This is a genomic window from Endobacterium cereale (assembly GCF_009617585.1).
GTDB lineage: Bacteria > Pseudomonadota > Alphaproteobacteria > Rhizobiales > Rhizobiaceae > Neorhizobium > Neorhizobium cereale.
The window spans coordinates 82,113-96,562 of sequence record NZ_WIXI01000047.1 but is presented as its reverse complement, the minus strand read 5'-3'; the positions used below and the strand labels follow the sequence as shown (position 1 = coordinate 96,562).

At 54.2% G+C, this 14,450-nt stretch carries 9 protein-coding genes and 1 pseudogene; all 10 read left to right on the top strand.

Translation table 11 applies throughout. The features are described from left to right. Positions 1-7 precede the first annotated feature (7 nt). Positions 8-745, top strand: a complete 738-nt coding sequence (locus GAO09_RS19110; protein WP_235938308.1) for an SDR family NAD(P)-dependent oxidoreductase — start codon at positions 8-10, stop codon at positions 743-745. Then, a complete protein-coding gene (locus GAO09_RS19105; protein ID WP_153356023.1) occupies positions 745-1,677 on the top strand; it encodes an NAD-dependent epimerase/dehydratase family protein in 933 nt (310 codons plus the stop codon). Before GAO09_RS19110 ends, GAO09_RS19105 begins: the two co-directional genes overlap by 1 nt. Before the next feature lie 9 nt (positions 1,678-1,686). Further along, on the top strand, positions 1,687-2,970 hold the full coding sequence (locus tag GAO09_RS19100; RefSeq protein WP_153356020.1) for an NAD(P)/FAD-dependent oxidoreductase: 1,284 nt from the start codon (positions 1,687-1,689) through the stop codon (positions 2,968-2,970). Further along, positions 2,967-3,383 carry a GtrA family protein gene (locus tag GAO09_RS19095; protein WP_153356016.1) on the top strand — a complete coding sequence of 139 codons (417 nt, stop codon included), beginning with the start codon at positions 2,967-2,969 and terminating at the stop codon, positions 3,381-3,383. The genes GAO09_RS19100 and GAO09_RS19095 overlap by 4 nt, the downstream gene beginning before the upstream one ends. Before the next feature lie 5 nt (positions 3,384-3,388). Further along, positions 3,389-5,434: a hypothetical protein gene (locus tag GAO09_RS19090; RefSeq protein WP_153356013.1), complete on the top strand. Its 2,046-nt coding sequence runs from the start codon at positions 3,389-3,391 to the stop codon at positions 5,432-5,434. Positions 5,435-5,596: 162 nt separating this feature from the next. Further along, positions 5,597-6,442 carry an ABC transporter permease gene (locus GAO09_RS19085; RefSeq protein ID WP_338015087.1) on the top strand — a complete coding sequence of 282 codons (846 nt, stop codon included), beginning with the start codon at positions 5,597-5,599 and terminating at the stop codon, positions 6,440-6,442. Beyond that, positions 6,432-7,838 (top strand): ABC transporter ATP-binding protein, encoded by a 1,407-nt coding sequence (locus tag GAO09_RS19080; protein ID WP_153356011.1) that lies wholly within the window; start codon positions 6,432-6,434, stop codon positions 7,836-7,838. Before GAO09_RS19085 ends, GAO09_RS19080 begins: the two co-directional genes overlap by 11 nt. 121 nt (positions 7,839-7,959) lie before the next feature. Continuing rightward, complete coding sequence (locus tag GAO09_RS19075; RefSeq protein WP_235938301.1) at positions 7,960-11,334, top strand: rhamnosyltransferase WsaF family glycosyltransferase; 3,375 nt, start codon at positions 7,960-7,962, stop codon at positions 11,332-11,334. A 178-nt stretch (positions 11,335-11,512) separates the two neighbouring features. Further along, positions 11,513-12,415: pseudogene (cysD, locus tag GAO09_RS19070) on the top strand (sulfate adenylyltransferase subunit CysD); the annotation flags it as partial. Beyond that, positions 12,415-14,316 carry a sulfate adenylyltransferase subunit CysN gene (cysN, locus tag GAO09_RS19065; RefSeq protein WP_153356005.1) on the top strand — a complete coding sequence of 634 codons (1,902 nt, stop codon included), beginning with the start codon at positions 12,415-12,417 and terminating at the stop codon, positions 14,314-14,316. The pseudogene cysD and the gene cysN, both read left to right, overlap by 1 nt. Positions 14,317-14,450: the final 134 nt, after the last annotated feature.

Below are 14,450 nucleotides of genomic sequence, written 5' to 3'. Positions count from 1 at the left end.
CAAAACATTGCGCGTCATCATTTTAGGGGCGACCTCCGCGATCGCCGCCTGCACGGCAAGGCTCTATGCCAAGGAAGGCGCTTCGATCCTTCTCGTCGGCCGTGACGAGGTCCGGCTGTCGCAGATGGCTGTGGATCTGAAGGCACGTGGCGCTGAAAATGCCACCGTCGCCTTCAGCGATCTGGCCGCCGCCACCGACGCGCCGCAGCAGTTTGCCGGTTTCGTGCAGCAGCTCGGCGGTGTCGATCATGTCCTGCTCGCCTATGGCATTCTCGGGGACCAGGGTGCCGCCGAGCGCGACCTCGTCGCCGCAGAGGAAATCCTGCGTGTCAATTTCAATTCCGCCGCCGCATGGTCGCTGGTGGCGGCCAACGTGCTGGAAGCCCAGGGCCGCGGTAGCCTCGTCGTCATCGGCTCGGTCGCCGGCGACCGCGGCCGCCGCGCCAACTTCATCTATGGCGCCGCCAAGGCCGGTCTCGAAGCGCTGGTCGAAGGGATTGCCCACCGCTTTGCCAACAAGGGTCCGCGCGCCGTGCTGATCAAGCCCGGCCCGACCGTCACGCCGATGACCGATGGCATGAATCGCAAGGGCGCGCTCTGGGCCAAGCCCGAGCAGATTGCCGAAATTGCCCATGCACGCGCCTATCGCGGCGCCGCGATTGCTTATGCGCCGGGTTTCTGGCGCTATATCATGCTGATCATCCGTAACCTTCCGGCGGCCATTTTCAACCGGATGGAAATCTGATGCAGAAGATCGTCATCACCGGCGCCGCAGGTCTTGTCGGCCAGAACGTCATCGCCCGTCTGAAGACCCAGCCCGGCCTTAAGATCGTCGGCATCGACAAACATCCGAGCAACACGGCGCTGCTGCGCCGCCTGCATCCGGAAATCGAGGTGATTGAGGCCGATCTCGCCGTCGAAGGACCGTGGATGGATGCCTTTGAAGGCGCCGATACGGTGCTGCTCAACCAGGCGCAGATCGGCGGTCTGATCGAGCAGGAATTCACAGACAACAACGTCATTGCCACGGAAAAAATCGTCGCGGCGATGCGCCGCCACGGCACGCCCTATTTCGTGCATATCTCGTCTTCGGTGGTCAATTCCAAGGCCGACGATTTCTACACGCGCTCGAAATCCACGCAGGAACGCTTCATCGACACCGTCACCGACATTCCTCATGTCGTGCTGCGGCCGACGCTGATGTTCGGCTGGTTCGACCGCAAGCATCTCGGCTGGCTGCGCCGTTTCATGGACCGCGTGCCGGTCTTCCCGATCCCCGGCGACGGAAAATTCATCCGCCAGCCGCTCTATGTCGGTGATTTCGCCAGCATCATCATTTCGTCGCTCAACAGCAAGCAGACCGGCACCTACGACATTTCCGGGCTGGAGCAGACCTATTACGGCGACGTCATCCGGCTGATCCACGACACGGTGAAGCCGAAGGCCCGCATCGTCCATATCCCCTACCAGCTGTTCTGGTGGCTGCTATTCATTTACGGCAAGGTGTCCGCCAAACCGCCCTTCACCACCAGCCAGCTCGAAGCGCTGGTGATCCCGGAAACGTTTGCCGTGATCGACTGGCCGGCCATCTTCAACGTGCAGGCGACGCCGTTGAAGGACGCCATTGCGGAAAGTTATCTCGATCCGCGCTATAGCAAGATCGTACTGGACTTTTAGGAGAAGAACATGAGCCGTGTTGTGGTCATCGGCGCTGGCGCCATGGGTCTGGCAGCAGCGCATCGCGCAGCCGACCTTGGACATGACGTCGACCTGATCGAGGTTGACAGCGTGCCCGGCGGCATGGCCGCGCATTTCGATTTCGGCGGTCTGTCGATCGAGCGGTTTTATCATTTCGTCTGCAAGTCCGACGATCCGACCTTTTCACTCATGCGCGAACTGGGGTTGGGCGACAAGATGCGCTGGCGGCCGACCTCCATGGGCTATTTCATGAAGGGCAGGATCCATCCGTGGGGCGATCCGTTCTCGCTGCTGCGGTTCCCGCACCTGAGCCTGATCGCCAAGATTCGCACCGGCCTGCAGATGTTTTTGACCACCAAAGCAAAAAGTTTTGCCTCGATCGAGCACAAGACGGCCCGCCAGTGGCTGGAAGGCGGCTCTGGCAGAGAAGTCTACAACACGCTGTGGAAGCGGCTGATGGAGCTGAAGTTCTACGAGCTGGCCAATGACGTGTCGGCCTCGTGGATCGCCACGCGCGTGCGCCGGATTGGCAATTCACGCCGCTCGATCCTCCAGGAGGAACTGGGATATATCGAGGGCGGCAGCCAGACGCTGGTCGATGCCCTGGTCTCTGCCTACAGCGCCAAGGGCGGCCGCATGCATCTGGCGACTTCGGTCGAAAAAGTCGAGACGGAAAATGGCAAGGTGACTGGCGTCACTGCCGGCGGCCGTTTCTTTGCCGCCGACGCTGTGATCTCCACCGTTCCGACGCCGCTGATTTCTACAATGGTGCCGGATCTGCCGGAGGCATCGAAGGCGCAGTATGATGCGATCAAGAACATCGGCGTGGTCTGCCTGATCTTCCGCCTGAAGAAGTCGATCAGCAAGCATTTCTGGATCAACATCGTCGACGATCAGATCGAGATCCCCGGCGTGATCGAATTTTCCAACCTGCGCCCGATCGATGATACGGTCGTCTATGTGCCGTATTACATGCCGGTGACCAAGCCGAAATGGCAGTGGAGCGACCAGCAGTTCATTGACGAGGCATTCGGTTATATCCGCAAGGTCAATCCGCAGATCACGGAGAGCGACCTGATCGACGCCAAGGTCGGCCGCCTGAAATATGCACAGCCGGTTTGCGAACCGGATTTCCTCGAGATGCTGCCGCCGATACAGACGCCCATCGAAGGTCTGCAGATCGCCGATACCTGCTACTATTATCCCGAGGATCGCGGCATTGCTGAGAGTGTACGCTATGGGCGCATGATGGCGGAAACTGTCGTGGCATGAAGGCACTGCTGGACCACTGGCTGTCGAAGCCGTTTATCCGTTTCGCTATTTCCGGCGGCATAGCAGCTGGCGTCAACATCCTGTCGCGCATCGCCCTGTCGCAGGTCATGCCCTATTCTGTCGCAGTGGCGATCGCCTATCTGTTCGGCATGACAACGGCCTATGTGCTGATGAAGCTTATGGTCTTCGAAGAGTCGGGACAGCGTGTTCATCAGGAATATATCCGCTTTACGATGGTGAACGCGGTAGCTTTTGTGCAGGTATGGCTGGTGAGCATGGGCCTTGCCCACTATCTGCTACCGGCGATTGGTTTGGTGACCCATGCGGAGATTGTCGGCCATGTCGTTGGCGTGCTCAGTCCGATAGCGACGAGTTACTTCATGCATAAGTATTTCACGTTTTCAAAGAAGTAATAAATATGAACGGTTTCGATAACGTGGGGATAAATAAACACGCTCGTGGCATAAGCGCACTGGTCGCGTTCGTCGTCGCGTCGTTGTTCTTTTTCTTTGCTGTAACAGCAATCATTGGTGGCATGAGAGGATACTCCCCTGTACCTTTTTGGGATATGTGGAACGGTTATCTGGGTTTTTACACGCGACTGCAATCTGGAGAGTTCTCCGTTTGGTGGATGCAGCACAACGAACATAGAATTATATTAACACGCATATTGTTTTGGCTCGATATCCATTTTCTGCACGGTTCAGGAGCGATGCTGATCGTCGTCAACTATTTGCTGGTTGGCATGTCGGCCGTGATGTACATGCTGTTCGGGCGGGCGATCCTCCCGAAAGGATATCTTTTTGTCGCCGTGATTGCGTCCTGCTGGCTGATGTTCTGGTCGCAGGAAAACAATTTGACATGGGGCTTTCAAAGTCAGTTCATCATGGCGCAGCTATTGCCGTTGGTTGCATTGTACTTTTTATTCAAATCCAAAAATTCCGATAATAAATATTCCTATTTCATTGGGGCTCTCGTTTTTGGCGTGTTGTCGTTCGGAACAATGGCTAATGGTGTTGCGACACTACCCGTTGTCATCGCCTACGCAATCCTCGTGAGATACCCTTGGCGAAGGATTGCATGCCTTGCTTTCATATTTGCAATTTTCGCATTTTTATATTTTAGTGACTATAAATCTCCACCTTCAGAATACTCCACAATCGATACGGTGATTAATCATCCCATGTCGGTTCTAAAATTTTATTTGGTTTATCTCGGTAGCCCCTTTTATTATGCGCTAGGTGGTTTTTGGGCTGCAGCTTTGGCTGGGGTATTTTGTAGTTTCTCTACTTTGATGTTGCTCTTTCTTCACGTCCGTCGACCAAGCGAGTGTGCAGCAGAACTCGCCCTTCTCGCATTTCTCGGCTATTTGAGTTTGACTGCCTTTGCAACGGCCGGCGGCCGGTCGATGACTGGAATTGAGCAAGCGGTATCCAGTCGATATACGACGCCGGCCGTAATGGCATGGGCGGCGTTGTTCGTTCTTCTTACGCCGTTGGTCGTTCGATGGCTCCGTGTGGGCCGTGTAGGAATTCTGATCGCTCTTACGGCTGTGACGCTCTGCCTTGTACCGTTTCAGCTTCAGGCAATGCGGTCGAAAGCGGATCTTCAGTTCGAGTGGTGGGTTGCTGCACTGGCACTGAAACTCGGCATCGCCGACAAACAGATCGACTATGTATTTCCGAGCCGGCAGTGGGCGCTGGATGTTGCCCGTGTCCCTGCCACGGAGAAGCTATCGGTATTTGGCAGCAGGCAGCTTGTTGATGACGGAGTCTTTGCCCTTCGTAGCGGCATAAGTTGCCAAGTCGTTGTTGACGAAGTTCGGCAGGTCGCTGGAGCATCCTATATCTCCATTCTTGGCTCATATTCCGGTGCTCAGGCAAACGCTGACGTTCGTGGTTTGTCGCTGCGCAACTCCAGCGGTATCGAAGTAGGTCGGCTCCTGCTCGATCAACGAAGTGGCGTTGGGCCTGCCAAGGTGAAAGGCTATGTGACGTTCGGAACGCAAGGGCAATCCATTGTCGCGCAAGACTTGGCAACAGGCTGTGCCATGACCATAGACGTGCCGATAGCTAGCTTCGAAACATTGAGCAAGTTCGAGGCTGCCGAAGTAACCGCGAGCGCCTCGGCGATAGTACGACGTGACGGCTGGTCCGGCGCTGATTTCGCACAGTCGCGGTTTGACGGATTGATTGTCCTCGGCACTGGTTCTCTGTCTGATAAGGATGTGGGCGCTGTCGATATAAATCTTAAACGTGGTGACAGGGTTTTGTTGCGTACAGGCCCAAACAATTTTGGGCAGACAATCTCGCTCAATGGTGCAGGGAAGTTGCGGCTGCCGATATCGACCGAGTGGGTGATGCTGGATTTCTCCAATCCGCTTCTTCCTGAAACTTTTACGGCGACCTTTGAAGATCAAGGTCAAGATTGGGGCGCTTGGTCGGCCATTGCTGTCGTTCAATAGACATGAAATTTGTAGGGTGGATAAAGTGGCTTTGCTGGGCGTATTTGCCTTGCGGGCCATCGAACGCGTAGGCGGGAGCGTAGCCGGAGTCGTGGAATAAATCTCCTCGTGCTTGCATCTTGCGGGCTCGGCAGTTAGCACACTGGGTCAAGAAACCCGATAGTGCTTCTGTCGAAAGAGTCCCCGCGCATGCGTACATATCCAGCGACTCCGGTCGAAATGATTGCCGGCCTCTGGCGCCATAAAGAGTTGATTTATGTGTCGGCAAAACGGGAAGTTCTCGGCCGTTATCGTGGTTCTTTGCTGGGGCTTCTTTGGTCGTTTTTCAACCCGCTGTTCATGTTGGCAGTCTATACCTTCGTTTTCAGCGAGGTGTTCAAGGCGCGCTGGAATGCGGCCAATGATTCAAAGGTCGAGTTCGCTCTGGTGCTGTTCGCCGGCCTTCTCGTATTCAATCTTTTCGCGGAATGTTTCAACCGTGCACCGGGACTGGTGCTGGGCAATCCAAACTATGTGAAGAAGGTGGTGTTTCCCTTGGAAATCCTGCCGTTCGTCGTGCTTCTGTCCGCGCTGTATCACGCCGCTATCAGTCTGGGCGTATGGCTGGCCGCCTATGTTCTGCTTATCGGCATGCCGCATGCGACGGTCTTTTACCTGCCTTTGATCGTTATTCCCTTTCTCATGTTCGTCATGGGGCTGAGTTGGGCGCTGGCGTCCTTGGGAGTGTTTTTGCGGGATGTTTCCCAAATCACCTCGGTATTGACGAGCGTCTTGCTGTTTCTCAGTCCGATCTTTTTTCCTGTAACCGCGATCCCGGAAGGCTATCGCCACTTGCTCTACTTCAATCCGCTGACAGGTGTGATTGAACAGGTGCGCGCCGTCCTTTATTGGGGCGCAGCCCCGGACTTCCAGCTTGTGACCATCTATTGGATTGTAGGGATTTGCATTGCCTGGATCGGCTTCGCATGGTTCCAAAAGACGCGTAAAGGTTTTGCCGATGTCCTCTGAGATTGCAATCAGCGTCGAGAACCTGAGCAAGTGCTATCAAATATACGATCAGCCACGGGATCGGCTCAAGCAGTTCGTTATTCCTGCAATCGACCGGCATCTCGGGCGCCAGCCACGGCAATATTTCGGTGAATTCTGGGCGCTGAAGAATGTCAGCTTCGAAGTCCGCAAAGGCGAGACCGTCGGCATCATCGGCCGCAACGGCAGTGGAAAGTCCACTCTGCTGCAGATGATCTGCGGCACTCTCAATCCTACTGGCGGTTCGATTGTGACCAATGGCCGGATCGCCGCGCTCTTGGAATTGGGATCGGGTTTCAATCCCGAATTTACCGGGCGTGAAAATGTTTATCTGAATGGTTCGGTGTTGGGGTTGAGCACGGACGAAATTGATGCACGCTTCGATGCCATTGCGGCATTTGCCGATATCGGTCCCTTTATCGAGCAGCCCGTGAAGACCTATTCCAGCGGCATGGTCGTGCGATTGGCCTTTGCCGTCGCCATCAATGCCGATCCCCAAATCCTTGTCGTGGATGAAGCCCTGTCTGTCGGGGATGAGTTGTTCCAGCGGAAATGTTTTTCGCGGATCGAAGCGATCCGTGCAGCCGGTTCAACGATTCTATTTGTCTCGCATTCCGGGGGAACTGTGGTCGAGCTATGTGATCGCGCGGTTCTGCTGGACAGTGGCGAGTGTTTGACTATCGGAACGCCGAAAAAGATGGTCGCTCGATATCAGCGCCTTATTTATGCGCCTGAAGAGCGGCGCTCGGATATTCGCGACGAAATTCGCGCAGAAGGGGATCAACCGCACTCATCCATCAGCGAGACGGAAATCGCGGAACCATTGGATGGATATTCTGGATTGGAACTCTCTGAAGAATTGCCGGACAGCTACGATCCCGCGTTGAGCCCAAGCAGCACAATCGCCTACGAATCCCATGGAGCCTTGATCGAAGAGCCGGCGCTCTTCACGATCGACAATGAACGGGTCAACAACCTCACAAGAGGAAAGACTTATCGTTACCGCTACAAGGTCAGGTTTTCGCGCGCTGCGAGCAATGTCCGGTTCGGCATGATGATCAAGACGACAAGCGGCGTCGAGTTGGGAGGGGCGGCTTCTGCATCCTCGGCACGTACCAGTCTGCCATATATCCTGCCTGGTCAGCAATATCTGGTCGAATTCGAATTTTCCTGCCGTCTCAATCCAGGTGTCTATTTCCTGAATGCAGGCGTTGTCGGCGATCTCAACGGGAGCGAGACCTTTTTGCATCGCCTCATTGATGTAGCCATGTTCAGGGTCATGTCCGAGGTCGATAACGTCGCCACGGGAATTGTGGATTTCTCCTGCGAATCCCGTATCGAAACCCTTCCATCGAATTCGTCAGATCAGGTTATGTAAAACTATGGATTTGTTGCCTATCAGGTCTCAGTTGGTTGTCGTTCTCGGAATGCACCGAAGCGGCACCAGCGTTATCACTCGCGGGTTGGAGGTTGCCGGTGTTCACTTGGGGCAAGCTCTCATGCCCGAAGCCGAAGGCAACAATGCCAAGGGGTTTTGGGAGGATCTCGAGTTTGTAGCGCTGAATGAGGAGATGCTACAACGCATAGGGCGGGAGTGGTACAGTCTCGCTCCCGTGCAGCGCCCGGAGGTTGATTACCTCTGCGATCGCGGATATCTCACGCGCGCGCTGAAATTGATCCGATCGCGACTGGCACACCATAGGTCATTTGCGTTCAAGGATCCGCGCACGACCAAGTTGCTTCCGTTTTGGGAGCGGGTTTTTGATGCAGCAGGCGTTGATGTGCGTTTTGTCTTGGCGCTTCGCAATCCAATGGCGGTAGCGGAATCTCTTGTCAACAGAGATGGTTTTTCGCCCGAAATGTCCTATTTTCTCTGGGCAGAGCATGTGGTGAGCGGACTGTCCTACCGGGGACGCTGGCCGACTATCGCGGTAAACTATGACGTTGTTTTAGAGCATCCCGAGCAAGAGTTGCGCCGACTGGCCAAATGGCTAGGTCATGACTTTGATGTCGAGGCTTTCACGGAATATCAGCAGAAGTTTCTTGATGAGGACCTGCGGCATTCTGTATTCTCCGGTACTGACATTTATGTTGACGACGCTGCATCCGAGTTGGTCCGGGATATACAGCTCTTTCTTGAAAAACTGCCAAGCGGCCAAACGTCGTTGGACGATCCAGCTAGCGCCGAGCAGGTCGAGGCATGGCGTCATGAACTTGAGCGGCTCCAGCCGCTTCTTAAATGGGTGGATAGGACGCTCAATGAGCGTATTCAATCTCAAAGCCGCTTGGCTGAGGTTGAGAGCGACTTGCAACAACTGAACGAGGCGTTTGGGGCGAAAGAGCAGGAGGTTCGCCTGCTCGATGTGGAACGAACTAAATCTCAAGAGGCTTTGTCATCTGCTAAAACATTGATTGAAGAGCTTCAGAAGAATATCGAAGTCCGCGACCACCAGATCATGCATCTCCGGGTCGCCTTGGATGGTATTCGGCGCAGCACCAGCTGGCGTCTCACAGCTCCCTTTCGTTTTATTTTGGGCAGGCTCAAGTCCATCAAACGGCTTGGATCTCTGCCGGGGCTGAAGTTCATAGCAAGACATGGTGGCCTGCTTTCCGTCCTCAGAAAGGGTTGGGGAATTTACCGTCGCGAAGGGCTTTCCAAATTTTTCGTTGTATCCCGAGCGAGAATTGTGGCTTCCAACAATGCCGACAAGCCTGTTGACAAGGAGAGCTTCCAGCTTTTCGATTCTATGGCACCCGGGGTCATCAAGGGCGTTGGCCTTGGCGCCGATGTCCATCCTCCGTTAATCATGCCGAGCCGAAAGGTATTTGACGCTCCCGCTCATTTTAGCGAGGACAAGGCGCCGACAGTCGGAATCTTTATCCATGCTTATTATCCGGAGCAAATGGATCAGCTGCTGGCAATGATCGGTCGTCTTTTCCTCTGGGAAAGACTGGTCATAACGACGGACAGCGAAACCAAAAAAGAGCGAATCGAGAAAACGCTGTCGGAGCACCGGGTCGGTTCGCATGTCGTCAAGGTAGCGCCCAATATCGGTCGAGATCTCGGGCCGCGTTTTCTTTCGTGTCGGGATGAACTTTCCGAATGCGAATTCGCGGTTTTCCTACATACCAAGCGCTCTCCGCATTTGAGTTCGGGGGAGACATGGCGCAACTATCTTTGGGAAAGCGTTATTGGAACTCCAGCGCTCAGGCGGAACATATATTACGCATTCCTGCGAAACGAAAACATCGGGATGCTTGCGCCCCATCATTGGCCGCAACTCACGGCGCACCAGCCGGTGAACTGGGGCTACAATTTTGATCGAGCCCAGCAACTGGTTCGCCATGCCGGGGGAGAGCTGCTGGCGTCGACCCGCCTTGATTTTCCATCCGGTTCAATGTTCTGGGCTCGTACAGCAGCGCTGAAGCCGCTTCTTGACCAGAACCTGGATGCGAATGATTTCGGCCCCGAGGACGGTCAGGTCGACGGAACGCTCGCTCACGCGATCGAACGCACGCTTTTCTATCTTTGCGAACTCTCCGGATATCGCTGGGCAAAATACAGCGTCGGCGAAACTGGCGCTGGCCGGGAGCTGCCGGTCATTCCAGTCACGCTCAGCTTGCTCTTCAACGAAGTCGAGTTGGGCAGCTCCCAGCAACGGCACCCGGAATCGAGCCGCATTCCTTTCAGCCTCGATTCGACGCGTCGACCCAGGATCAATCTGCTCATCCCCACCTTGCGCAAAGCTCAGGTCTATGGCGGCATCAAGACGGCTGTTACCTTGTTTTGCAGTGTTTGCGAGGAGGTGAGACGCAAGAACCCGGAACTCGACATGCGCGTTATTGTCACCGATGATGAATATCGAGATAGTGCCGAATTCCTGGTGGCATCGGATTTCGGTGCTTTTCAAGGCGTGCTCGACATCGTATCTGCCACGGATCGATCGCAATTCGATCCGGTTCGCACGCCGCTTCGTCAAGGTGACGTGTTTATGGCTTCCGCCTGGTGGAATGCACGGCAGGCTCAGGCCTTGCAGCAGGCGCAGAGAGTGCTGTTCGGAAAAGAGGCGGAGTTTCTTTATCTGGTGCAGGATTTCGAGCCGGGATTTTATCCGTGGTCTACGAAATCGGGCATGGCGGAAGCAACTTACGACAGCGATTACGCGACCATACACATCGTCAATGACGGTTTCCTCGTCGATCATTTTGTCGATCATGGCTTCGAGAAAACCGTGTCGGTCGACTTTTCGCTCAACGATTCTCTCAAGGCCGCATTCAAGGAAGCGGACGGCAATGCCGAACGCGAGAAGGTTCTCATTTTTTACGGGCGCCCCACGGTCGAGCGAAATTGCTTTGAACTGATCGTTGACGCCTTGACGCATTGGGCGTTGGAAAAGCCAAATCAATTCAGCGAGTGGGAAATCTACTCGGCGGGCGAAAGCTATGACCTCGCGCTCTTGCCGACCATATTGCAAGGCAAGATCAAGTTACTTGGCAAAATGAGCCTGGAGGACTATGCGCGAACGCTAACTACCGCGAAAGTCGGCGTTTCGCTGATGCAGTCGCCTCATCCGAGTTATCCTCCGCAGGAAATGGCTGCAGCCGGTATGGCGGTTGTCACGAATGATTGGGGAAGCAAAAAGTGGGAGACGCGTAAAGGATGCTATTTCCCGGTTCGCAGGCTTGTGGCGGAGGATGTCGCAGCGGCCATATTGCAAGCGGTTGAAGCCGATCTCCTTCCATTCAATCCCGAGGACGTGTCGACCATACTGTCGCAGACCGAAGTGAACTTGCATGTCGCACGGCGCGTGGCGGCACTTCTGGTAGACACTACGATCAGTTCCGACACTCCCAAAAGGGATGTGACATTGTAGAAACAACTTCCGACGCTAGTTCCTCTATTAGGAGACGGCAATTTTGGGCGGCTGGAACCGAGCGCGACTTTAAGGTCTAGGGCAGACAATAAAGTCGCGTCTCGAATGACGATGATCATCCGGTTTGCTGGGTTAAGACTATGAAACGAAGCTCTACCAATATCAGCAGCAGGGAACGCGGGTGAAACTTACACATCTCGAACAGCTCGAAGCCGAAGCTATCCATATTTTGAGAGAGGTGGCCGCGACCTTCACCAAGCCTGTCATGCTGTATTCGATAGGCAAGGATTCTTCGGTGATGCTGCATCTCGCGATGAAGGCGTTCTACCCGGCAAAACCGCCATTTCCGCTGCTCCATGTCGATACGACGTGGAAATTCCGAGAAATGATTGCATTTCGGGACCAGACGGTGCGCGATCTCGGTCTGGAGCTGTTGGTCCACACCAACCCACGGGGCTTGGAGGAAGATATAACTCCGTACACCCACGGTTCCAATTTTTACACCCATGTCATGAAAACCGAAGCCCTGCGGCAGGCCCTAGACGCACATGGTTTTGATGCGGCCTTCGGAGGCGCTAGACGCGACGAGGAAAAATCCAGGGCGAAGGAGCGTATTTTCTCGTTTCGTAATCAGAAGCATGGTTGGGATCCAAAGGCCCAGCGCCCGGAAATGTGGAAGACCTACAACACACGCATCGCCCCGGGAGAGTCGATACGCGTGTTCCCGCTCTCCAATTGGACGGAGACGGATATCTGGCAGTATATTCTCAAGGAACGTATTCCCATCGTATCGCTCTATTTCGCGAAAATGCGGCCCGTCGTCGACAGGGAAGGTATGATGATCATGGTTGATGATGATCGCCTGCCGCTCCGCCTGGAAGATAGCGTCACCGAGCGGCTCATCCGCTTCAGAACCTTGGGCTGTTATCCCCTGACTGCCGCCATCGCGTCCGATGCCACCACGCTTGAGGATGTCGTTGCTGAAACTCTCACCACCAAAACATCTGAGCGGCAGGGTAGACTCATAGATGCAGACGAGAGCGCATCCATGGAAAAGAAGAAAAAAGAGGGCTATTTCTAATGGGTGAATTGGAAACTACCCACGACAGCAAAATTTCGGAATTTCTCATTGAGCAGGAAGATAAATCAATCCTCCGATTTTTGACCTGTGGGTCGGTCGATGACGGAAAGTCCACGCTGATCGGGAGGCTGCTTTACGATACTCAGCTCCTCTACGAAGATCAATTGGCCACGCTCACACGCGATAGCAAGATCTACGGCACTGCTGGAGATGATATCGACTTCGCATTGCTGGTCGACGGCTTGGAGGCTGAGCGGGAGCAGGGCATCACTATCGACGTTGCCTATCGCTTTTTTTCGACGCAGAAGCGGAAATTTATCGTGGCAGATGCTCCCGGTCACGAGGAGTACACCCGAAATATGGCGACAGGTGCGTCTACTGCTGATCTCGCCATCGTGCTGCTGGACGTACGGCATGGGCTCAGAACGCAGACCAAGAGACATTCCTACATCGCGTCGCTTCTAGGCATCAAAAATATCATTCTGGCCGTAAACAAGCTCGATCTTGTTGGGTTCGAGGAAAGTCAGTTTCGGAGAATTACCGAGGACTTTTCACAATATACGCGTGAATTCGGTTTTTCGTCCGTGCAGGCTATACCAATTTCCGCCCGTTATGGTGACAATGTCGTCACCCTTTCGGATCAGACGACATGGTACGAAGGTCCCAGTCTTCTCCAAGCCTTGGAGGCCGCTCATATCGTAGAAGCACCAGTCGCAGCAGCTTTCCGTTTCCCAGTTCAGTATGTCTGTCGGTCCAATGCCGACTTTCGTGGGTTGGCAGGTCAGGTTGCGGGCGGGAAAATACGCCGTGGCGAGACGGTTCTTGTGGCAAAGTCCGGCGAAACGTCGCGTATCAAAGATATCGTGACGAAAGATGGTTCGCTCTCTGAGGCATTTTGTGGTCAGGCCATAACGATCGTGCTCGCAGATGAACTGGATGTGTCTCGTGGTGACATGCTTTCATCTCCTGAAGAACCACCTTGTGTCGCCGATCAATTCCAGGCGAAAATAATCTGGTTCGACAGTGCACCCCTCATTCCCAATAGAAGCTATACGATGAAAACGGAGAACGATACGGTCACCGCGTCCATCACGCATCTGAAATACGGTATCGATATCAACACTTATACCCGTCGTCCTGCACGCTCGTTGGCTCGAAATGAAGTAGGCATATGCAATCTTGCAACACAGTCGATGCTTGCTTTCGATCCCTATAAGGAAAATCGCTCGACCGGAAATTTCATTCTGATCGATCGTCATTCCAACGCCACCGTCGGTGCGGGGATGATCGACTTTGCGTTGCGCAGATCCAGCAATGTCAAGTGGCAGCTTTTGGAAGTAACCAAAGTTGCCCGCGCTCGCCTAATGGGGCAACAACCCGTGGTAATGTGGTTTACTGGTCTATCAGGCTCAGGGAAATCGACAATTGCCAACAGCCTTGAGAAGTTACTTCACGCTCACGGCCGGCATACGATTGTCCTGGATGGAGACAATATTCGACATGGATTGTGTCGAGATCTAGGATTTACTGATGGTGATCGCGTTGAGAACATACGGCGGGTGACGGAAGTATCTAAGCTGATGAGCGAGGCCGGTTTGATAACCATCGTCTCGTTTATCTCGCCATTTCGCTCCGAGCGTCAATTCGCGCGTGAAAGTTTTGATGCAGGTGAATTTATCGAAATCTATATCGACACACCCATTGAAGAATGTATTCGCCGCGACCCAAAAGGTCTTTATAAGCGCGCGCTGGCGGATGAGATACCAAATTTTACTGGCGTTTCTTCGGTTTATGAGGAGCCTCTGGATGCCGAAATTCGCCTCTCAACAAAAGATCAAAATCCTGACGTTCTCTCTAGGCAGGTATTCGATTATCTTCAAAGCAAAGGTTATTTGAAGTGACCTGAGACAATCGATCCGCCATTTTTTGGAATCAAAGCACCCGGACTGAATTGCCTGTCGCGGACGCCGCTTTCCTGTTCACATCCGGCAACGGCCTTACTAGTATGCGCGTAATTCTATCATTCTAGCGCGCT